18 protein-coding genes and 1 pseudogene are annotated in these 19808 nt (G+C 70.6%); 14 read left to right on the forward strand and 5 right to left on the reverse strand.

The features are described from left to right. The first annotated feature begins 41 nt into the window (after nucleotides 1–41). Nucleotides 42–2885 (forward strand): valine--tRNA ligase, encoded by a 2844-nt coding sequence (locus ACW7GZ_RS02475; RefSeq protein WP_457007610.1) that lies wholly within the window; start codon nucleotides 42–44, stop codon nucleotides 2883–2885. Nucleotides 2886–3014: 129 nt separating this feature from the next. Here the strand turns inward: ACW7GZ_RS02475 and rimI are convergent, their stop codons facing one another. The 3 genes from rimI to pssA are packed head-to-tail and all read right to left on the reverse strand — an operon-like array spanning nucleotide 3015 to nucleotide 4548. Further along, on the reverse strand, nucleotides 3015–3506 hold the full coding sequence (gene rimI / locus ACW7GZ_RS02480; protein WP_457001207.1) for a ribosomal protein S18-alanine N-acetyltransferase: 492 nt from the start codon (nucleotides 3504–3506) through the stop codon (nucleotides 3015–3017). Next, nucleotides 3503–3769, reverse strand: a complete 267-nt coding sequence (locus ACW7GZ_RS02485) for a hypothetical protein (RefSeq protein WP_457007612.1) — start codon at nucleotides 3767–3769, stop codon at nucleotides 3503–3505. The genes rimI and ACW7GZ_RS02485 overlap by 4 nt, the downstream gene beginning before the upstream one ends. A gap of 5 nt (nucleotides 3770–3774) precedes the next feature. After that, nucleotides 3775–4548 carry a CDP-diacylglycerol--serine O-phosphatidyltransferase gene (gene pssA, locus ACW7GZ_RS02490; RefSeq protein WP_457001205.1) on the reverse strand — a complete coding sequence of 258 codons (774 nt, stop codon included), beginning with the start codon at nucleotides 4546–4548 and terminating at the stop codon, nucleotides 3775–3777. A 134-nt stretch (nucleotides 4549–4682) separates the two neighbouring features. On the opposite strand from pssA, the gene ACW7GZ_RS02495 reads away from it, so the two are divergent. The 4 genes and pseudogenes from ACW7GZ_RS02495 to ACW7GZ_RS02510 all read left to right on the forward strand — a co-directional run. Beyond that, the gene (locus ACW7GZ_RS02495; protein ID WP_457001203.1) at nucleotides 4683–5069 is read left to right on the forward strand and encodes a DUF4124 domain-containing protein; all 387 of its coding nucleotides are present in this window, start codon (nucleotides 4683–4685) and stop codon (nucleotides 5067–5069) included. Between the two features lie 21 nt (nucleotides 5070–5090). Continuing rightward, a complete protein-coding gene (locus ACW7GZ_RS02500; RefSeq protein ID WP_457001201.1) occupies nucleotides 5091–5369 on the forward strand; it encodes a DUF4124 domain-containing protein in 279 nt (92 codons plus the stop codon). An 89-nt stretch (nucleotides 5370–5458) separates the two neighbouring features. Next, the gene (locus tag ACW7GZ_RS02505) at nucleotides 5459–7183 is read left to right on the forward strand and encodes a proline--tRNA ligase (RefSeq protein ID WP_457002802.1); all 1725 of its coding nucleotides are present in this window, start codon (nucleotides 5459–5461) and stop codon (nucleotides 7181–7183) included. A 154-nt stretch (nucleotides 7184–7337) separates the two neighbouring features. Beyond that, a pseudogene (locus ACW7GZ_RS02510) lies at nucleotides 7338–7706 on the forward strand (H-NS histone family protein); the annotation flags it as partial. Between the two features lie 72 nt (nucleotides 7707–7778). On the opposite strand, the gene ACW7GZ_RS02515 reads toward ACW7GZ_RS02510, so the two are convergent. Then, entirely contained in the window at nucleotides 7779–9029 is a 1251-nt protein-coding gene (locus tag ACW7GZ_RS02515; protein ID WP_457001199.1) for a threonine/serine ThrE exporter family protein, read from the reverse strand. Between the two features lie 77 nt (nucleotides 9030–9106). On the opposite strand from ACW7GZ_RS02515, the gene ACW7GZ_RS02520 reads away from it, so the two are divergent. The 5 genes from ACW7GZ_RS02520 to ACW7GZ_RS02540 all read left to right on the forward strand — a co-directional run bounded on the left by ACW7GZ_RS02520 (nucleotide 9107) and on the right by ACW7GZ_RS02540 (nucleotide 14324). Continuing rightward, complete coding sequence (locus ACW7GZ_RS02520; RefSeq protein ID WP_457001197.1) at nucleotides 9107–10216, forward strand: MlaE family ABC transporter permease; 1110 nt, start codon at nucleotides 9107–9109, stop codon at nucleotides 10214–10216. Beyond that, a complete protein-coding gene (locus ACW7GZ_RS02525) occupies nucleotides 10213–11007 on the forward strand; it encodes an ABC transporter ATP-binding protein (protein WP_457007614.1) in 795 nt (264 codons plus the stop codon). Before ACW7GZ_RS02520 ends, ACW7GZ_RS02525 begins: the two co-directional genes overlap by 4 nt. 3 nt (nucleotides 11008–11010) lie before the next feature. Further along, nucleotides 11011–11937 carry an MlaD family protein gene (locus tag ACW7GZ_RS02530; RefSeq protein WP_457001193.1) on the forward strand — a complete coding sequence of 309 codons (927 nt, stop codon included), beginning with the start codon at nucleotides 11011–11013 and terminating at the stop codon, nucleotides 11935–11937. After that, the gene (locus ACW7GZ_RS02535) at nucleotides 11934–12575 is read left to right on the forward strand and encodes an ABC-type transport auxiliary lipoprotein family protein (protein ID WP_457001191.1); all 642 of its coding nucleotides are present in this window, start codon (nucleotides 11934–11936) and stop codon (nucleotides 12573–12575) included. Before ACW7GZ_RS02530 ends, ACW7GZ_RS02535 begins: the two co-directional genes overlap by 4 nt. Before the next feature lie 87 nt (nucleotides 12576–12662). Then, complete coding sequence (locus ACW7GZ_RS02540) at nucleotides 12663–14324, forward strand: 4Fe-4S dicluster domain-containing protein (RefSeq protein WP_457007616.1); 1662 nt, start codon at nucleotides 12663–12665, stop codon at nucleotides 14322–14324. Nucleotides 14325–14326: 2 nt separating this feature from the next. Here the strand turns inward: ACW7GZ_RS02540 and ACW7GZ_RS02545 are convergent, their stop codons facing one another. Then, nucleotides 14327–15790, reverse strand: coding sequence for a hypothetical protein (locus ACW7GZ_RS02545; RefSeq protein WP_457007618.1), 1464 nt, complete (start codon nucleotides 15788–15790; stop codon nucleotides 14327–14329). A 143-nt stretch (nucleotides 15791–15933) separates the two neighbouring features. On the opposite strand from ACW7GZ_RS02545, the gene ACW7GZ_RS02550 reads away from it, so the two are divergent. From ACW7GZ_RS02550 to rffA, 4 genes are read left to right on the forward strand one after another with little or no spacing between them, the layout of a single operon-like run. After that, a complete protein-coding gene (locus ACW7GZ_RS02550) occupies nucleotides 15934–16890 on the forward strand; it encodes a glycosyltransferase family 2 protein (protein ID WP_457007620.1) in 957 nt (318 codons plus the stop codon). Next, nucleotides 16883–17914, forward strand: coding sequence for an N-acetyltransferase family protein (locus tag ACW7GZ_RS02555; RefSeq protein WP_457007622.1), 1032 nt, complete (start codon nucleotides 16883–16885; stop codon nucleotides 17912–17914). The genes ACW7GZ_RS02550 and ACW7GZ_RS02555 overlap by 8 nt, the downstream gene beginning before the upstream one ends. Further along, nucleotides 17911–18678 carry a class I SAM-dependent methyltransferase gene (locus ACW7GZ_RS02560; protein WP_457007624.1) on the forward strand — a complete coding sequence of 256 codons (768 nt, stop codon included), beginning with the start codon at nucleotides 17911–17913 and terminating at the stop codon, nucleotides 18676–18678. Before ACW7GZ_RS02555 ends, ACW7GZ_RS02560 begins: the two co-directional genes overlap by 4 nt. Continuing rightward, nucleotides 18675–19808: a dTDP-4-amino-4,6-dideoxygalactose transaminase gene (gene rffA, locus ACW7GZ_RS02565; RefSeq protein ID WP_457007626.1), complete on the forward strand. Its 1134-nt coding sequence runs from the start codon at nucleotides 18675–18677 to the stop codon at nucleotides 19806–19808. The genes ACW7GZ_RS02560 and rffA overlap by 4 nt, the downstream gene beginning before the upstream one ends.

Below are 19808 nucleotides of genomic sequence, written 5' to 3' on the forward strand. Positions count from 1 at the left end.
CGGGGGCCCGCCCCCGCCCTGCCCCGACACAGAGCCCTCCGATGACCCTCGCCACCGGCTACGACCCCAAGTCCTTCGAATCCCGCCTCTATGCGCAGTGGGAGTCCAGCGGTGCGTTCGCGCCCGCCGGCGACGGCCCGGCGTATTCGATCCTGCTGCCGCCGCCCAACGTCACCGGCACCCTGCACATGGGGCACGCGTTCCAGCACACGCTGCAGGACGCGCTCATCCGCTACCACCGCATGCGCGGCTTCCGCACCCTGTGGCAGATGGGCAGCGACCACGCCGGCATCGCCACCGAGATGGTGGTGTCGCGCAACCTCGCCGCCAGCGGCAGCAGCGACACCCGCGACTCGCTCGGGCGCGAGGCCTTCATCGACAAGGTGTGGGAGTGGAAGGGCCAGTCCGGCGACACCATCGAGCGCCAGATGCGCCGGATGGGCACGTCGGGCGACTGGTCGCGCAAGGTGTTCACGATGGACCCGGCGCCGTCGGCGGCCGTGGTCGAGGCCTTCCTGCAGCTGCACGAGCAGGGGCTCATCTATCGCGGCCAGCGGCTGGTCAACTGGGACCCGGTGCTGAAGACCGCGATCTCCGACCTCGAAGTGCTTAACGAGGAGGAAGACGGCTTCCTGTGGTCGATCGCCTACCCGCTGGGCGACGGTGCCGGCTACGAGCACGTCGAACGCGACGCCGACGGCAACGAAACCCTGCGCGAACGCCGCGACTACCTCGTCGTCGCCACCACGCGCCCGGAAACCATGCTCGGCGACACCGCGGTGATGGTGCATCCGGATGACGCGCGCTATGCGGGCCTCATCGGCAAGACGGTCACCCTGCCGCTGACCGGGCGCCAGGTGCCCGTGATCGCCGACGCCTACGTTGACCGCGCGTTTGGAACCGGCGTGGTCAAGGTCACGCCGGCGCACGACTTCAACGACTACGCGGTCGGCCAGCGCCATGGCCTGCCGATGATCAACCTGTTCACGCCCGATGCCGCGGTCAATGCCAACGCGCCGGAGAAGTACCGCGGCATGGACCGCTACCTCGCGCGCAAGGCGGTGCTCGAGGACCTCGAAGCCCTCGGCCTGCTGCTCGAGACGAAGCCGCACAAACTGCAGGTGCCGCGCGGCGACCGCACCGGCCAGGCCATCGAGCCTTACCTCACCGACCAGTGGTTCGTGCGCATGGACACGCTGGCCGCGCGCGGGCTCGAGCGCTTCGAGGGCCGCGACGGTGCCGAACCCGACATCCGCTTCGTGCCGCCGAACTGGATCAACACCTACCGCCACTGGATGGAGAACATCCAGGACTGGTGCATCAGCCGCCAGCTCTGGTGGGGCCACCGCATCCCGGCCTGGTACGACGATGCCGGCAACGCCCACGTCGGCCGCGACGAAGCCGACGCGCGCGCGCGCAGCGGCCTCGGCGCCGACGTGGCGCTGCGCCAGGACGACGACGTGCTCGAGACCTGGTTCTCGTCCGGCATCTGGCCGATGAGCACCATGGGCTGGCCGGACGCCGTCGCCATGCGCGAGCGCGGCTTCGACGACTTCGTGCCGTCGAGCGTGCTGGTCACCGGCTTCGACATCATCTTTTTCTGGGTCGCGCGCATGGTCATGCTGACCGACCAGCTGACCGGGCGCGCGCCGTTCCGCGACGTCTACATGACCGGCCTGGTGCGCGACAAGGACGGCCAGAAGATGTCGAAGTCGAAGGGCAACATCCTCGACCCGATCGACATCATCGACGGCATCACGGTGGACGACCTGGTGGCCAAGCGCACCGCCGGGCTGATGCAGCCGAAGATGGCGGACAAGATCGCCAGGGCCACGCGCAAGGAGTTCCCGGAGGGGATTTCCGCCTTCGGCGCCGACGCGCTGCGCTTCACCATGGCCGCGCTCGCCGGCCCCGGCCGCGACATCAAGTTCGATCTGGCCCGCGCCGAGGGCTACAAGAATTTCTGCAACAAGCTCTGGAACGCCACCCGCTTCGTGCTGATGAACACCGGCGACGCCGGCCTGCTCCCGGGCGCGCCGCAGCCCGTGACCGCTCCCGAGAAGTGGATCCTCTCGCGCCTTGCCGCCGTCGCCACCGCGGCCGAGTCCCACTTCGCCAGCTACCGCTTCGACCTGCTTGCGCAGTGCCTGTACGAGTTCGCATGGCACGAGTACTGCGACTGGTTCGTCGAGCTGGCCAAGCCCGCGCTCAACGGCAGCGATGCCGCGGCGGCCGCGAGCACCCGTCACACCCTGCTGCACGTGCTCGAGCGCCTGCTCAGCCTGCTGCACCCGCTCACGCCCTTCGTCACCGAGGAGCTGTGGCAGCAGGTCGCGCCGCGCCTGGGCATCGAAGGCGGCAGCATCATGACGCGCGCCTATCCGCGGGCGGCCGACTTCGCCGGCCAGGACCATGCCGACGCCGCCGCCGACGTCGAATGGCTCAAGGCCATGGTCTCCGCGCTGCGCCGCATTCGCAGCGAACTCGGCGTGTCGCCGGGCAAGTCCGTTCGCCTGCTGGTGTCGGGCGGCAGCACCGCGGACGCCGACCGCCTCGCGCGATTCTCTTCGCAGCTTGGCTTCCTTACCCGGATCGAAGGCATCGAGTCGATCAGCGGCGACCCGCCGCCGGCCGCCGCTGCGCTCGTCGGCGAACTGAAGCTGTTCGTGCCGCTGGAAGGCCTGGTCGACCTCGACGCCGAGCGCGCGCGCCTGGACAAAGAGATCAAGCGCGTGGCCGGCGAGCTGGCGAAATCGAAAGGCAAGCTGGCCAGCGAAACCTTCGTCGCCAACGCCCCCGCCGCCGTGGTCGAACAGGAGCGCACCCGCCTGGCCGACTGGACCGCCCAGCACGAAGCCCTCGCCGCCCAGCGCGCGCGCCTCTGACCGATGCTGCCGCCGCCGGTGCCGCCGGCCACCTGCGGCAGCCACTGTAGGAGCGGCTATAGCCGCGACCGGTTTTCGCCGTGGTCCGTGAGGGCAACCGATTCGCGGGGGTCGCAGCTATAGCTGCTCCTACAGCCCGGTGAAGTCCAACAGCTCCATCGCCATCACGATCGCATCTTCGCGGCCCTTGTCGGCCGGGTAATAACGCGGGCGGCGGCCGATTTCGTTGAAGCCTTCGTCCTCGTACAGGGCGATGGCTGCCGGATTCGACGGCCGCACTTCCAGGAACACCCGGCAGGCGCCGCGCCCGCGCGCGGCCTCCACCATCGCGCGCAGCAGCCAGCGGCCGTGGCCGCGCCCCTGGCGCGCGGGGTCGATGCAGATGTTGAGCACGTGGGCCTCGTCGGCGGCCACGCTGAGTACGCCGTGGCCTATGAAGGCGCCGCCTTCAAGCAGCACCCAGGCCGGATAGCCCGCGAACAGGCAGTCGCGGAAGATGCCGATCGACCACGGGTACGGATAGGCACGGAGCTCGACCACCATCACCGCATCGAGGTCTTCGATGCGCATCGGCCGCATGACCGGACGCTGCGCCGCGTCGGCCACCACCACCGCGCTCATCCCGGCACGGCCCCGCGTCGCAGGGCGCGCAGCCGCGGCCACAGCGCGCGCTTGGCGGCAGGATCGGCACGCAGCGCGGCCAGAGGCGGCAGGCTGCGCAGCAGCTCGGCGGCGCCGGCGGAGTCGGGCCCGCGCCCGGCCGCGCGCAGCAGCGCATGGGCCAGCGGAGCATCGGGCACCAGGTCTTCCGCCCGCGGCGCACGCGCGTAGACCTGGTGGCCCAGCGCCTCCAGCACGTCGCGTTGCCAGGGATCCCAGGCCACCGCGTTCACTCCGCGCGCGCGCCGCGGCGGCCGCGCAGGCGCCACAGCCACGTCACCGGGCCCGACAGCGCATAGATGCCGAGCACCGTGAGCAGCGTTTTCGGCGGATCGATCCACAGCGCGATCAGCGCCGCCACGATCAACAGCGTGGAGAAAAACGGCACCCGGTCGGCACCCGGCCCGCTGCCGCTGCCCTTGAAGCTGGTGTAGCGGAACATGCTGACCATCAACAGGCCGCTCAGCACCGTGATCGCCAGCGCGACGTAGCGCATCGACTCACCGCTCAGATCCAGGCTGTGCATGGTCCACACCGAGCTGGCCACGATGCCGGCGGCGGCAGGGCTGGCCAGGCCGATGAACCAGCGCTTGTCGACCGTGCCCACCTGGCTGTTGAAGCGCGCCAGGCGCAATGCGGCGCAGGCCGCGTACAGAAACGCCGCCAGCCAGCCGACCTTGCCCAGGGTGCTGCCGTCGAGCTTCATCGCCACCAGCGACCAGTGGTACATCACCAGCGCCGGGGCCATGCCGAAGCTCACCAGGTCGGCCAGCGAGTCGTATTGCATGCCGAAGTCGCTCTGGGTATTGGTCAGGCGCGCGACGCGGCCGTCGAGGCCGTCGAGGATCGCGGACACGAAGATCGCGATGCACGCCGCCTCGATCCGCCCCTGCGACGCGGCGATGATCGCGAAGAAGCCCGCGAACAGGCCGCCGGTGGTGAACAGGTTCGGCAGCAGGTAGATACCGCGGGCGCGGCGCGGCGGCTGGGGATTCGGGTCCATGACCGCAAGTGTACCGCCGCCGCGGCCGCTGCCGCGGCGCGCCGCGCGGTCACACAACCGCGCTCCGCCGCTTGCGCCGCCGACGCCCCGGTGCTGCAATCGCGGGTCATCGCCCTCCAAGGCAGGAGTTCCACATGCACCGCATCGTCCTCGGCGCCATCCTGGTGATCGCCGCCAGCCCGGCCTTCGCCCAGCAGACCGCCGGCGAGGTCTTCCAGTGGAAGGACGCCAACGGCGTCACCCACTACTCGCAGACGCCACCGGACAAGGGCAGCTACGAACACCGCCTGATCACCTCGACCGGCGCCGCTGCGCCGACCACGTCGTCCGAACCGGTTGCCGCGGCGGAGAATTCAAACTGCACCGCCGCGCGCGCCAACATCGCCGCGCTCGAGGGCGAGGGCAACGTGATGCAGGACACCGACGGCGACGGCACGCCCGACACCGTGCTCGACGCCGACCAGCGCACCAGCCAGCTTGAGCTGGCCCAGGCCGCGGTCAAGGCGTACTGCACGCCCTGACCGTTCCGGGCGCGCGCCGACATGCAGACCCGCTGGGCCATCGTCGCCGGCCTCGCCGCCGGGATCGCGGTGGCCTGGTGGTTCTCGCGCGAGGCGCCCGAGGCCGCGGAGGCGCGTCGCGAGCGCGCCGACCAGGCGGCGGCGGCCAATTACGAGGACGCGCGCCCGGTGCTGTATCGCTGGACCGATGACGCCGGCGTGGTGCAGGTGACCCAGGAGCCGCCGCCGCGAGGCCGGCGCTATGAGAAGGTCGACATCCAGCCCCGTGACGGCATCGAAGTGGACGGGCGCAGGCAGTAGGCCCGGCGGCGACGGGCACGGCTGGGGCGGCGACGCGCGTGCTGCATGGCACAATCAGCGGCCACGCCACCAGACCGATGAAGCCGCCGATGCGCCTGTCGCAGTTCCACCTCCACACTGAAAAGGAAACGCCCGCCGAAGCCGAGCTCATCAGCCACAAGCTGATGCTCAAGGCGGGGATGATCCGCAAGCTCGCCGCCGGCATCTATACCTGGACACCGCTGGGCCTGCGCGTGCTGCGCCGGGTCGAGGCCGTGGTGCGCGAGGAAATGGACGCCGCCGGCGCGATCGAGATGCTGATGCCCTCGATCCAGCCGCGCGAGCTCTGGGAGGAAACCGGGCGCTGGGAGAAGTTCGGCGGCCAGCTGCTGAAGATCCGCGACCGCAAGGACGCCGAGTACGCCTACGGCCCCACGCACGAGGAAGTCATCACCGACTTCGCGCGCCAGGAGCTGGCCAGCTACAAGCAGCTGCCGGTGACCTTCTACCAGATGCAGACCAAGTTCCGCGACGAGATCCGGCCGCGCTTCGGGGTGATGCGCGCGCGCGAGTTCCTGATGAAGGACGCCTACTCCTTCGACGTCGACGCCGAGGGCATGGCCGCGTCCTACGCGAAGATGCACGCCGCCTACACCCGCATCTTCACCCGCCTGGGGCTGCGCTTCCGCGCGGTGCTGGCCGATACCGGCGCGATCGGCGGCGACGCCTCACAGGAATTCCACGTGCTGGCCGACTCCGGCGAGGACCTGATCGCCTGGTCCGACACCGGCCGCGACGACGCCGCCGGCTATGCCGCCAACGTCGAGACCGCGCGCGCATCGGCACCCGGTCCGCGCCCGGCCGCGGCCGCGACGATGCGCGACATCGATACCCCGACGCAGAAGACCTGCGAGGCGGTGGCGGAGCTGATGGGCATCGCGCTTGCGCACACGGTGAAATCGGTCGCGCTGATGGGCCACGACGCCGAAGGCCGCGACCAGTTCGTGCTGGCGCTGGTGCGCGGCGACCACGAAGCCAACGAGATCAAGCTGGCCAAGGTCGCCGGCCTGGGCGACTACCGCATGGCGACCGAAGCCGAGATCCTGGATCACCTGGGCTGCGAGCCGGGCTTCCTGGGCCCGGTGGCACCGGCGAAGCCCGTGCGCGTGGTCGCAGACGTCGAGGTCGCCGCGATGGCCGACTTCGTGGTCGGCGCAAACCGCCCCGGCCTGCACATCGCCGGCGTGAACTGGGGCCGCGACATGCCGGAGCCGGACCTTGTCGCCGATATCCGCAGCGTGCTCGAAGGCGACCGCGCCGAGGACGGCGGCACCCTGCGCATCATGCGCGGCATCGAGGTCGGCCACATCTTCCAGCTCGGCGACAGGTACGCCCGGGACATGGGCTGCACCGTGCTCGACGCCGGCGGCAAGGCGGCGGTGCCGATGATGGGCTGCTACGGCATCGGCGTGTCGCGCATCGTCGCCGCGGCGATCGAACAGAACCACGACGACGCCGGGATCCTCTGGCCCGAGGCGATGGCGCCGTGGACGGTCGCGGTCTGCATCATCAATCCGAAGAACGACCCGGCCGTGGCCGCGGCCGCCAGCGCGCTGCACGACGAACTCGCGGCGAAGGGCATCGACGTGGTGCTGGACGATCGCGGCCTGCGTCCCGGCCCGATGTTCGCCGACATGGAGCTGGTCGGGATCCCGCACCGCGTGGTGGTTTCAGCGCGCGGCCTGGAAGCCGGCACCTTCGAATACCGTGCGCGCAGCTCGGCGGAATCGGAGAACCTGGATCGCGAAGCGCTGCTGGCGCGCCTGGCAGCCTGAGGCTTCACGGCCCTCCCGGGACGCGGACCGGCACCGGGTATACGCCGCGATAATCGATACGACCACGCGAAATAATGGCCGCGCGCCCACGCGCCGATTATGATCATCGATTCGCCGCATCCCGGCACCGCCCCGCAAGATAATCGGAGACAGCATGGCAATCGACCTGAACACCCTCTCGGCGAAGGAACTCGACTCGCTGATCAACAAGGCGAAGAAGCGCAAGACCACGCTCAAGAAGCGCAAGCCGATCACCACCGTGCGGGCGCGCCTGAAGGCTCTCGCGACCGCCGAGGGTTACACGATCGAGGAGCTGTTCGGGACGGCGTCCGGCGCAGCCGCCACCGGCACGCGCGCAACGAAGCCGACCCGCGCGCCGCGCAAGACCGGCATCAAGGTCGCGCCGAAGTACCGCAACCCGGCGCAGCCGGAGCAGACCTGGACCGGCCGCGGCAAGCAGCCGCGCTGGCTTGCCGAGCAGGTCGCGCAGGGGAAGACCCGCGAGGATTTCTTGATCGCGAAGTAAGGGTTTCCCGAGGGATTGCCCCCATCCGCCCCTCCGGAGCAGTTGGGGGCGATCCGCGGGAAAGTCGCGTTACAGGCTCCGCCGCGCCGGCAGCAGCAGGTTGCCGAATATCAGCCCGGCCACGATCGCCAGCAGGATATTGACCACCGCCAGCGCGGCGGTCTGGCCGACGACCAGGTCCTGCTGCTGCACCGAGGTGATCAGCGTGCGCACGCTGGAGCTACCGGGCACCATCAGGATGATGCCCGGCACCCGCACCACCGCGCCCGGGCGCCCGGCCCAGCGCGCATAGCCGTTGCCCGCGGCGGTGATCACCAGCGCCGAGATGAAGATCCCGACCTCGCTGCCCCAGGCCTGCCCGGCAAAGCGCGACACCAGGTAGCCGGTGGCGGCGGCGGCGGCCACCAGCAGGTAGTCGCGGGTCTTGGCGCGGAACAGCACCGCGAACGCGAACGCGGCGAGCCCCAGCGCGCACCATTCCACCCAGTCCGGCTGCGGCCGCCAGGCGCGTACCTGCGGCTCGATGCCGACCATTGCGGCGGCGCCCAGCGCGACCATCGTGCCCACGGTGAGCATCAGCATCGTCGCCACCGCGCCGGAAAAGCGCGCAGTGCCGGACATCAGGTGCTGGCTGGTCAGTTCGTTGACCGCGTTGGTCAGCGCCAGGCCCGGCATCAGCACGATCAGCGCTGAAATGATCACGGTGTTGAGGTTGAGCGGCGCGACGTAGGCCGCCACCAGGATGGTGATCGACGCGGCGACCATCGCGCTGACCGCATCGCCTGCTTCGCGCAGCCGCGGCCGCGTGCGCGCAGCCACCTGCAGCAGCCCGATGACCAGGCCGACCATCGCCGTCGTGGCGATATCCAGCCACGGCAGGCGCAACAGGCCGGCGACGCCCGCGGCGACCATGCCGAATCCAAGCACCTGCATCAGGTTCTGGCGCCCGGTCAGCGGGCGGTCCAGGGCGCGCAGCGCGGCGTGCCCCTCGCCCAGGCCCACGTTGCCGGCAATCACGTCCTCGACGATGGAGTCGACGTCGCAGAGCCGGCCGAGGTCGTTTTCGCCCGGAGGCATCCGGATCACGCGCGTGGTGTCGCTGTCGCCGGGCGGGCGCATCGGGTCGCTGAAGGACAGCACCATGCCGGTGGGGTTGGTCCATGGCTCGCACTCCAGGCCGAGCTTCTCCGCCACCATCTCCAGCGACGCTTCCAGGCGCGGGCCCGTGGTGCCGTAGGCATGAAGGTGCTCGGCCAATTCGACCATGAAGGCGATGCGGGGGGCGTAGGCTTCCTGGGGGATCGGGCGCGACATGTGCAAAGGATGGCACGCGCGCAGCGCTCCGTGTTCGGTATCCTCGCCTGCAGTCCTCCGCCGACAGCCCACGCCACCACCCGATGCCCGCCGCCAACGCCAGCCCACCGACGCTCGCTCTTGACGGCGACGCCCTGCGCCTGTCGGGAGGCTGGACGCTCGACAATGCCGAGGCGGTGTCGGCGGTACTGGGCGGCGCGCCCGACGGCGCGGCGACGGTGGATGCCACCGGCATCGAGCGCCTCGACACCATGGGCGTGCTGCTGCTGTTGCGCTTCGCGCACCGTCGCGGCCTGGCGGACGACGCACTGGGATTCCGCGAGGACCACCTGGCCCTGGTCGCCGCCATCGAGGACGTCGCCGACGACCGCCCGAGGAAGCGCCGCGAATACGGCGTCGCCGCCGCGCTCGCGCGCCTGGGCGAGACCATGCACCACAACGGTCGCGAGATCGTGGCGCTGGTGAGCTTCTTCGGCGAAAGCCTGGCCAAGATCGGGCGCATCGTGCGCCAGCCCCGGCGCCTGCGCCTCACGTCCACCGTGCACCACATGGAGCAGGTGGGGCTGGATGCGATGCCGCTGGTGGCCTTGCTGTCGTTCATGGTCGGCGCGGTGATCGCCTTCCTTGGCGCCACCATCCTGGCCGACTTCGGCGCCTCGATGTTCGTGGTGGAACTGGTCGGCTTCGCCTTCCTGCGCGAGTTCGGCGTGCTGCTGACCGCGATCCTCCTGGCTGGCCGCACCGCCAGCGCGTTCACCGCGCAGATCGGGGTCATGGTCAGCCGCGAGGAGGTCGATGCGATCCGGGCCCTCGGCCTGGACCCCATCGACCTGCTGGTGATCCCGCGGATCCTGGCGCTGCTGGTGATGCTGCCGCTGCTGACCTTCATCGCCATGATCTCCGGCCTGCTGGGCGGCATGGCGGTGGCCGCGTTCGAGGTCGGCATCCCGCCGCAGGCCTTCATCGTGCGGCTGCAGGACACCATCGAACTGCGGCACTTCTTCGTCGGCATGTCGAAGGCGCCGGTATTCGCGCTGGTGATCGGACTGATCGGCTGCCTCGAGGGCCTGCAGGTGGAGGGCACCGCACAGTCGCTGGGCGAACGCACCACGTCCAGCGTGGTGCAGACGATCTCGCTGGTGATCCTGCTCGATGCGGCGGCCGCGATCTGGTACATGCAGGTGGGCTGGTGAGCGCCGACGACGCCATCGTCCGCGTGCGCGGGCTGGTCAACCGCTTCGGTGCGCAGGTGGTCCATGACGGCCTTGACCTGGACGTGCGCCAGGGCGAGATCATCGGCGTGGTCGGCGGTTCGGGCAGCGGCAAATCGGTGCTGATGCGTTCGATCATCGGCCTGCGCACGCCCAACGCCGGCACGATCGAAGTCCTCGGCGTGGATGCCCGCGCCGACAACGCCACCAGCCGGCTGCACATCGAGCGCAACACCGGCGTGCTGTTCCAGGACGGCGCGCTGTTCTCGTCGCTGAGCGTGGGCGAGAACGTCGAAGTGCCGCTGAAAGAGCACCATCCCGGGCTGCCGGACGGCCTCCGCCGCGAGCTGGCCCTGCTCAAGGTCAAGCTCTCTGGACTGCCGGCGGACGCGATCGACAAGCTGCCCTCGCAGCTCTCCGGCGGCATGCGCAAGCGCGCCGGGCTGGCCCGCGCGCTGGCGCTGGACCCGCCGCTGCTGTTCCTGGACGAACCCACCGCGGGCCTGGATCCGATCGGCGCCGCGGCCTTCGACCACCTCATCCTCACCCTGCGCCAGGCGCTCGGGCTGACGGTGTTCATCATCACCCACGATCTGGACACGCTGTACGCTATCTGCGACCGCGTGGCGGTGATCGCCGACAGGAAAGTGGTGGCCACCGGCACCATCGGGGACATCCAGCGCCTCGACCACCCCTGGGTGCAGGAATACTTCAATGGCCCGCGCGGCCGCGCGGCACGAGAGGCGGGCCAACGCGCCGCCGTGGAGCCCTGATCGATGGAAACCAAGGCCAACTACATCCTCATCGGCGCCTTCACCCTGGCGGTGGCGGTGGCCATGCTGCTGTTCGGGCTGTGGGCGGCGAAGTATTCCAGCGACCGCAACTGGCAGGCCTACCACGTCGTGTTCGATGAGCCGGTCACCGGCCTGACCGAAGGCGGCACGGTGCAATACAACGGCATCGCGGTCGGCACGGTGGACTCGCTTTCGCTGGCGCCGCAGGATCCGCGCCGCGTGGTGGCGCGGATCCGGGTCCATGCCGACGTCCCTGTGAAGGTCGACACACGCGCCAAGATGTCGATCGCCGGCCTCACCAGCGCGCCCTTCATCCAGCTCACCGGCGGCAGCCCGGACGCACCGCGGCTGCTGCCACAGGACAAGGACGACGTCCCGGTGATCCTGACCGAGGCCTCGGCGCTGCAGAACATCGCCGACACCGCCAACCGCCTGGTGGCGCGCCTGGACCAGGTGCTGAGCGAGGCGAACGTGGAGCGCATCGCCAACACGCTCGAGCACATCGAAGGCATGACCGGCGCGGTCGCCGGCCAGCGCGAAGACCTGGCCGCGCTGATCACCAACACCCGCGTGGCCAGCGAGAAGCTGATCGAGGCGGTGGAGACCTCCAACCGCGCCATGTCCGGGATCGACCGCGAGCTGGTCCAGAAGCTGCCGGGCATGGTCGCGCAGCTGGAATCCACGCTGGCACGGGTCGATTCCGCGGCCGGCAGCGCCGACGCGATCCTGGGCGAGAACCGCAACGCCATCAACAGCTTCGCCAACGACGGCCTGGCCCAGCTCGGGCCCACGCTGGGCGAGCTGCGCTCGCTGGTGCGCGACCTGCGCCGGATCAGCGACCGCTTCGATTCCAACCCGACGCGCTACCTGCTTGGCCGCGACGCACCCAAGGAGTTCGAACCCGAATGAAGCCGACCACCCTCCTCGCCCGTGGCGCCCTCATTGCGGTAGCGCTGGCACTGGGCGCCTGCTCCATCCTCGGCGGCGGCGAGCGCGAACGCGGCGCGATCTTCGCGCCCGACCCGCGGGTCGCTGCCGACCCGTCGTGGCCACACGTGGACTGGCAGCTTTCGATCAATCCGCCAACGGCGGCGCGCACCGTCGACACCTTCCGCATCGCGGTGCGGCCCACGCCGGGCGAGCTCCAGGTCTACGGCGGCGCCAGCTGGGCGCGTGCGCCCTCGGACATGGTCGAGCAAGTGATCCTGCGCACGCTGGAGGATTCCGGGCACGCGCCCGGCGTGGCCCGCCGCGGCAGCGGCATCGCGCCTGACTACCGGCTGCTGCTGGACCTGCGCCGCTTCGAAGCCGACTATGCCGGCGGCACCGTGCCCCGCGCCACCATCGAACTGCACGCAAAGCTGCTGCATGCGCGCGCGCAGGGCATCGCCGCAACCCGCACCTTCACCATCGCCGAACCCGCCGCCGCCACCGACGTGGCCAGCGTCGCCGAGGCCTACACCCGCGCACTGGAGGCCCTGGGCCGCGACGTCGCCGCCTGGACGCTGGAAGCCGGCGAAGCCCACGCAAACACGCTCCCACAGTAGGAGCAGTTATAGCTGCTCCTACAGGGCGCGTTTGCCGCCTGCGCGCGCAGCCGCGACAATCCGTGCATCACCACACGGGCCGCCCGCATGAATCCGCAAGCAGATCCCAATGCCACCGTCGAGGTACCCGAGCCCGAGCGCGACGTCATGGAGTACGACGTCGTCACCGTCGGCGCCGGCCCTGCTGGCCTGGCGTTCGCGATCCGGCTCAAGCAGGTCAACCCGGACATCTCGGTCTGCGTGATCGAGAAGTCGAGCACCATCGGCGCCCACATCCTGTCGGGCGCGGTGATCGAACCCGAGCCGCTGGACGCTCTGCTCCCCGGCTGGCGCGACAACCCGCCCCCGGTCTGCATCCCCGCCGCCGAAGACGAGCTCTGGTACCTGACGAAGGATGGCGGCCGCAAGTTCCCGATCGTGCCCCCGGGCATGCGCAACCACGGCAACTTCATCGTCAGCCTGGGCGCCATGTGTGCATGGCTTGCTCCGCAGGCGGAAGCCCTGGGCGTGGAAATCTACCCGGGCTTTGCCGCCGCGCAGACCCTGCACGCCGACGATGGCAAGGTCATCGGCGTGCGCATCGGCGACATGGGCGTCGCCCGCGACGGCTCGCAGAAGCCGGGCTATACCGCCGGCATCGACATCCACGCGAAAGTCACCGTGCTCGCCGAGGGCGCGCGCGGACACCTGACCAAGCGCCTGGTGAAGCGCTTCAAGCTCGATGCCGACAGCGACCCCCAGGCCTACTCGATCGGCATCAAGGAGCTCTGGCAGCTGCCTGCCGGCCGTGCGCAACCCGGCAGGATCGTGCATTCACTGGGCTGGCCGGCCGACAACGCCACCTACGGCGGCAGCTTCCTCTACCACCTCGACAACGACCAGGTCGCGCTGGGCTACGTCAGCGGCCTCGACTACCGCGACCCCGACTACAAGCCCTGGGAAGCCTTCCAGCAGTGGAAGAACCATCCCACGGTGAAGCCGCTGCTCGAGGGCGGCAACATCCTCTCCGCCGGCGCGCGCGCCATCGTCAGCGGCGGCTGGCAGTCGTTGCCAAAGGTGGAGATGCCCGGCGCATTGCTGATCGGCGACACCGCGGGGCTCCTCAACGTGCCCAAGATCAAGGGCACCCACCAGGCGATCCGCAGCGGCATGCTGGCCGCCGAACACCTGGCCGCAGGCGAGCTGGCGCCGGAAGGTTATGACGCCAAACTGCGCGATTCCGACGCCATGCGCGAGCTGCGCGCCGTGCGCAACATCAAGCCCGGCTTCAAGAAAGGGCTGTGGTTCGGACTGGCCAACGCCGCGCTGGAGACCGCCGTTGGCGGCCATACGCCGTGGACGCTCAAGGTCACCCCGGACTGGTCATCGCTCGACAAACTCGGCACGCGCGTGCAGCCCGAACGCGACTGGGGACAGCGCGAACTGCCTCCGCGCGACCGCCTGGCCGGCGTCTACTTCGCCGCCACCGAGCACGACGAAGACCAGCCCGTGCACTTGCTGGTGCACGACACCGAAGTCTGCGTGACCCGCTGCACCGAGGAATACGGCAACCCCTGCACGCGCTTCTGTCCGGTCGGCGTGTACGAGATCGTCGACGACCCCGACGGCCCCGCAGGGACCGGCAAGCGGCTGCAGATCAACGCCGCCAACTGCGTGCACTGCAAGACCTGCGACATCAAGGATCCGTACGAGATCATCACCTGGGTGACGCCGGAAGGCGGCTCGGGGCCGAACTACCAGAATCTCTGACCTCAACGCGCGGGCGTCTCCTGGCGCGGGCCGGCGGCTTCGGCCAGGTCCGGGTGGCTCGCGCGGAACCGCGGCGAGAACAGGTTCAGGCGATGCTCCACCAACATCGCCATCAGTGCGATCCGCGTCGCCTCCGGGCGAACGCAGATGTCGATGCCGATCGCGCACGGCTGCGGCGGCGTCCGCGGGTCGCGCGCCACCGCCGCCATGTCGCGCGCCATCGCCACGTAGGCCGCGCGGTATCCGGGCAAGCGGTCCCAGGCATGGACCGCGAACACGGCCTGGCTTGCCAGCAGCACGAGCGCCACGCCGCCGGCGAGCGCGCCGCCACGCACGCCGCGCTGGGCGCCGGGAGCCAGCGCCATCAGCAGCAGCGCCACGATGCCGAGCTGGTAGAAAACCGCGTAGCGCCCCTGTTCCAGGAAGTCCGCGCCGCGCACGAACACCCGGCCGTAGAGGATTCCGGCGACCATGGCATAGAACAGCAGCATCAACGCCACAGCGACGAACCAGGTGGCCCCCGGACGCAGGCACAGCGCGCGCCGCCAGAACCAGCCATGCGCGATGGCCACCAGCGCAGCCAGTGCGATGCGCGTCGCCTCCCAGCCGTCGCCGAAAGCCGCGCGCAGGGTCGACGCCGGCACCAGGCCCGCAGTCAGCGGGGTCACCAGCCACCGCCACGCGTCGCGCCACTGCCCGGCCAGGCCCGCCGCGCGCTCGGCGAAGCCGACGTTGAAGTCGGGGTGGGTGCTGCCCCTGATCTCGCCGAACGCCATGTAGATGCCGCGGCACGCCAGCAGCACCAGTGCCAGGAGCACGACCACCCGCGTCGCGTCGCGCATGCGTCCCTCGCGCAGGCCGGCGAGGACGAGCGCCGGCGCGACCGCGGCCACAAGCAGCACGGCCGAGTCGTCGCCGACGATGCCCGCCGCCGCGGCTGCCAGCGCCATCGGCCAGGCGGCATTGCCGCGGTATGCGTGCCATGCGCCCGCGAGCGTCGCGAAGCCCAGCAGGTAGAACGCGTGCGCCATGGTGACCATGGGATAGACGTAGACGTCGGCCGTGGCCGGCGATACCTGCACCGAAACCATGGCGGCCAGCAGCAGGGCCGCCGCGCATGGGCCGACGGCCTGCGCCCGGGCCCGGCGCCGGTCCCCGAGCACGACCGCACACAGCAGCAGCCAGCCGGTCGCCGCGCAGGCCAGGCCGAACCAGGATTCGAGCCTGAAATCCAGGCCGAACCAGCGCGCATTGGCCAGCATCAACAGCTTGTTGAGCGGCTGGGCGTGGTCGACGCCGGCGCGCTTGACCAGGAAGTCGCCGAAGCCCGCGCCCTCGTCCAGCGCCACGCGCAGGAAGGTGTCGATGAAGGTCCAGTTGTCCGAATACACCAGCGGATTCGCCATCCGGCCGGCGAACGCGAATGCGTTGGCCAGCGCCGCCAGCGCGAGCATCCATGGAAGCACGCGCAGCGCCGGATTCGGTCCGGAAACGGAAGATGGACTCGGCGCCATGGTGTCCGCGGCAAGCGTCCTGTCGGCCCGGGAGTATAGCGACGCGCCATTTCCCGGGCATGTCCAACCTTGCCGCGTTGCGGCACTATTGCGACATGCCTGCACCCACCCTCCCGCCCACGCTCAGCATCGTGTCACCGGTCTACGGCTGCGCAGGCTGCCTGGAGGAACTCGTGGAACGCAGCAAGCGCGCGCTTGCCGCATCGGAGCATCTCGAGATCCTGCTCGTCGACGACGGCAGCCCGGATGATGCCTGGCAGCGCATCGATGAGCTCGCGCGCCTGCATCCCGAAGTGCGCGGCCTGCGCCTCTCGCGCAACTTCGGCCAGCACGCTGCGATCTACGCCGGCCTCGAGCATGCGCGCGGCGCACACGTGGTGGTCATGGACTGCGACCTGCAGGACCAGCCCGAGGAAATCCCCGCGCTGCTCGAGCGCGCGCGCGCCGGCACGGACATCGTCCATGCGCAGCGCAGCGCGCGACGCGACGCGATCGGGAAGCGCTTCAGCTCATGGTGCTTCTATCGATTCCTCGCCTGGCTGACCGGCGTCCCCCAGGACCACCGCGTGGCCAATTTCGGCGTGTACTCCCGCCGCGTGATCGAGCTGCTGCTGTCCATGCCCGAAAGCGACCGCTGCTTCCCGCTGATGGTGCGCTGGACCGGCCTGCCTTCGGAATCGGTCCCCGTCACCCACGCCGCGCGCGCACGCGGACGCAGTGCCTACAGCCTGCGCAAGGCCGCGCGTCTCGCCCTTGGCGTGGTGCTCTCGCATTCGGAAAAGCCCCTGCGCCTGGTGGTGAAGGCGGGCATGTCGGTGTCGCTGTTCGCGTTCGGCGTGGTGCTGGCCGCCGTCTACCTCTGGGCCAGCGGCCGCACCGGCGTGGCCGGCTACACCAGCATCATCGCGTCGATCTGGCTGCTGTGCGGCATCCTGATGTTCTGCGTGGGCGTGGTGGGCATGTACGTCGGCCAGGTGTTCAAGGACGGAAAGCGCCGCCCCGCCTACGTGGTGGAACGCGAACTCAACGGGCCGGAACCCGGCGATGCTTGAGCGCTCCACTCTCGCGCGCTCCGCACTCGACAGTGCGCGCTTCGGCCTCGAGGTCTGGCGCGCCGCCCGGCTCGACGGCGACCCGCTGCCGGGCCTCCTCGACAGCGCCGCCGACGTCGCCATCTACCGCCTGCCGGTGGGCAGCTCGGCCCCGGTCCGCGCGCTGGTCGCGCAGGGCTTCGACGTCATCGATGCCGGCGTGCTGGTCTATTACACGCTTGACCTCGCCCGCTACGCCGCGCGGCCGGTGGTGAATCGCGACGTCACGATCTCACTGGCTACCGCCGGGGACGACGAGGTCGTGGGCGCGCTGGTCGAAGGCAGTTTCGGCGGCTATGCAAGCCACTACCTCGCCAATCCGCTGTTCACGCGTTCGCTGGCGCTGGCCGGCTATCGCGAATGGGCGCTGCGCCACCGCAGCGACCCGGGCACCACCACCTGGATCGCACGCCGCCAAGGGCGCGCCATCGCGTTCGCCAGCTGCCAGGCGGACCGGCAGGCCGGTATCGCGAACGGCGGCATCTACGGGGTGCTGCCCTCCGAAGCGGGCGGCGGCCTGTTCTCCGACCTGATCCGCCATACGCAGGCCCACTACCGGGACCTTGGCTTCGGCGAAATGCGGATGTCCACCAAGGCCGACAATTTCGCAGTGCAGAAGGTCTGGAGCCGCGAGGGCTTCCACCTGTATGCCGCCTTCGACACCCTGCACGTCAACGCGATGCTCTCGGCCGCGGCGCGCCCCGTGGCCACGCGCCACGCGCCGGGCGCGGCCGCGGGGGATGCGGATGGCCGGCTGCCCGACGGGGAGTTCGCCGCGCTCGCATCGCAGGCCGCGGGCGTCCCGCTGGTGCCGGTCTCGCGGTCGACGCTGCGACTGGCCGGCCTGGCCGCCGGACGCGGCCACGTGCTCACCGTGCGCGCGGGCTGGCCGTCGCTTGGCGGCATGCTCCGTGCAAACGCGTGGCTGCACGACGACCACGGCCGCGCCTGCGCCTTCTCCCAGGCCTGGTGCGTGGCCGCATGAGCACGCGTGCCGGTGGGTTCGACGCCGCGCACTTCCCGAGGCTGGCCGCGCTGGAAGCGGGCAACTTCTGGTTCCGGGCCCGCAACCGCCTGCTGCTGCGCCTGCTCGGCCGCCACGGCGGCGGCGTGCGTGATTACCTGGAGGTGGGCTGTGGCACCGGCTTCGTGCTCTCGGCGGTGGCCGCGCGCTTCCCCGAGTGGCAGGTCACCGGCAGCGAATACCTTCCCGGCAGCCTGCAGTTCGCGCGCCAGCGGGTGCCCCGTGCGGGGCTGCTGCGGCTGGACGCCCGCGCCCTGCCCTTCGACGCGGCCTTCGACGCCATCGGCGCCTACGACGTGCTCGAACACATCGACGACGACGTGCTTGCGCTGCGCAGCCTGCACGGCGCGCTTCGGCCCGGCGGCATCGTGGTCCTCAGCGTTCCGCAGCACCCCTGGCTGTGGAGCAGGCAGGACGACGACGCGCACCACGTGCGCCGCTACGCCCGCGGGGAGCTCGAGGGCAAGCTGCGCGAGACCGGCTTCGAACCCGCGTGGAGCAGCAGCCTCACCGCGCTGCTGCTGCCGGTGATGGCGCTGTCCAGGCTGCGGCCGCAGCGCCCGGGCGCCGATCACGACGCACTGGCCGAACTCGCCCTGCCGCGCCCGCTGGATGCCGCCTTCGCGTGCGTCATGCGCGTGGAGGATGCCCTGCACGCCATCGGCCTGCGCTTCCCGGCCGGCGGCAGCCGGGTGGTGGTCGCACGCCGCGGAGGCCCTCGATGATCCCCTTCAACCGTCCGCGCATGACCGGCGGCGAGCTCGCCAACATCGCCGCGGCGCACGCGAGCGGGCACCTGTCCGGCGATGGCGCCTTCACCCGCCGCTGCCACGCCTGGCTTGAGCGCGAGACGGGCGCGGCCCGGGCGCTGCTGACCCATTCCTGCACCGCGGCGCTGGAGATGTCCGCGCTGCTGGCCGATGTCGGCCCCGGCGACGAAGTGATCATGCCCTCCTACACCTTCGTTTCCACCGCCAACGCCTTCGCGCTCCGCGGCGCGACGCCGGTCTTCGTCGACGTGCGCGATGACACGCTCAACCTCGACGAAACCCTGGTCGAAGCCGCGGTCACCCCGCGCACGCGCGCGATCTGCGTGGTGCATTACGCCGGTGTCGCCTGCGAGATGGATGCCATCCTCGACATCGCCGCGCGCCATGGCCTGCTGGTGGTCGAGGATGCCGCGCAGGCGGTGATGTCGCGCTATCGCGGCCGGCCGCTGGGCAGCCTGGGCGCACTCGGCACCCTCAGCTTCCACGAGACCAAGAACGTGATGTGCGGCGAGGGCGGCGCGCTCCTCGTCAATGATCCGGCGCTGGCCGGGCGCGCCGAGATCATCCGCGAGAAGGGCACCAACCGCGGCCGCTTCCACCGCGGCGAAGTCGACAGGTACACGTGGTGCGACCTCGGTTCGTCCTATCTTCCGGGCGAAGTCACCGCCGCCTTCCTGGCCGCCCAGTTCGACCACGCCCGCGAGCTAACCGATGGCCGCCTCGCCCTGTGGCGCCGCTACCACGACTGGGCCGATGGGCACGAGCGCGCCGGGCGGGTGCGCCGGCCCGTGGTGCCCGCGCACTGCGAGCACAACGCGCACATGTACTACCTGCTGGCGCCCGACACCGCGGCGCGCGGCCGGGTCCTGGACGCGCTGCGCGCCGACGGCGTGCTGTCGGTGTTCCACTACGTGCCGCTGCACTCGTCGCCCGCGGGCGCGCGCATGGGCCGCCCACACGGCGGGCTCGACGTCACCGACGACATCGCCGCGCGGATCTTCAGGCTGCCGATGTGGATCGGCCTCGACCCGCACATGGACCGCGTGCTCGAGGCCGCCGACCGCGCCCTGCGCGCGCTGGACTGA

The organism is Luteimonas sp. A537, assembly GCF_054052065.1.

What these genes read in the sequence shown, in the direction of transcription:
- ACW7GZ_RS02555 (WP_457007622.1), top strand. Translation starts at nt 16,883, where the DNA reads ATGCTTGAGCGCTCCACTCTCGCGCGCTCCGCACTCGACAGTGCGCGC.
- ACW7GZ_RS02540 (WP_457007616.1), top strand. Translation starts at nt 12,663, where the DNA reads ATGAATCCGCAAGCAGATCCCAATGCCACCGTCGAGGTACCCGAGCCC.
- ACW7GZ_RS02505 (WP_457002802.1), top strand. Translation starts at nt 5,459, where the DNA reads ATGCGCCTGTCGCAGTTCCACCTCCACACTGAAAAGGAAACGCCCGCC.
- ACW7GZ_RS02495 (WP_457001203.1), top strand. Translation starts at nt 4,683, where the DNA reads ATGCACCGCATCGTCCTCGGCGCCATCCTGGTGATCGCCGCCAGCCCG.
- rffA (WP_457007626.1), top strand. Translation starts at nt 18,675, where the DNA reads ATGATCCCCTTCAACCGTCCGCGCATGACCGGCGGCGAGCTCGCCAAC.
- ACW7GZ_RS02520 (WP_457001197.1), top strand. Translation starts at nt 9,107, where the DNA reads ATGCCCGCCGCCAACGCCAGCCCACCGACGCTCGCTCTTGACGGCGAC.
- ACW7GZ_RS02475 (WP_457007610.1), top strand. Translation starts at nt 42, where the DNA reads ATGACCCTCGCCACCGGCTACGACCCCAAGTCCTTCGAATCCCGCCTC.
- pssA (WP_457001205.1), bottom strand. Translation starts at nt 4,548, where the DNA reads ATGGACCCGAATCCCCAGCCGCCGCGCCGCGCCCGCGGTATCTACCTG.
- rimI (WP_457001207.1), bottom strand. Translation starts at nt 3,506, where the DNA reads ATGAGCGCGGTGGTGGTGGCCGACGCGGCGCAGCGTCCGGTCATGCGG.
- ACW7GZ_RS02535 (WP_457001191.1), top strand. Translation starts at nt 11,934, where the DNA reads ATGAAGCCGACCACCCTCCTCGCCCGTGGCGCCCTCATTGCGGTAGCG.
- ACW7GZ_RS02530 (WP_457001193.1), top strand. Translation starts at nt 11,011, where the DNA reads ATGGAAACCAAGGCCAACTACATCCTCATCGGCGCCTTCACCCTGGCG.
- ACW7GZ_RS02560 (WP_457007624.1), top strand. Translation starts at nt 17,911, where the DNA reads ATGAGCACGCGTGCCGGTGGGTTCGACGCCGCGCACTTCCCGAGGCTG.
- ACW7GZ_RS02500 (WP_457001201.1), top strand. Translation starts at nt 5,091, where the DNA reads ATGCAGACCCGCTGGGCCATCGTCGCCGGCCTCGCCGCCGGGATCGCG.
- ACW7GZ_RS02550 (WP_457007620.1), top strand. Translation starts at nt 15,934, where the DNA reads ATGCCTGCACCCACCCTCCCGCCCACGCTCAGCATCGTGTCACCGGTC.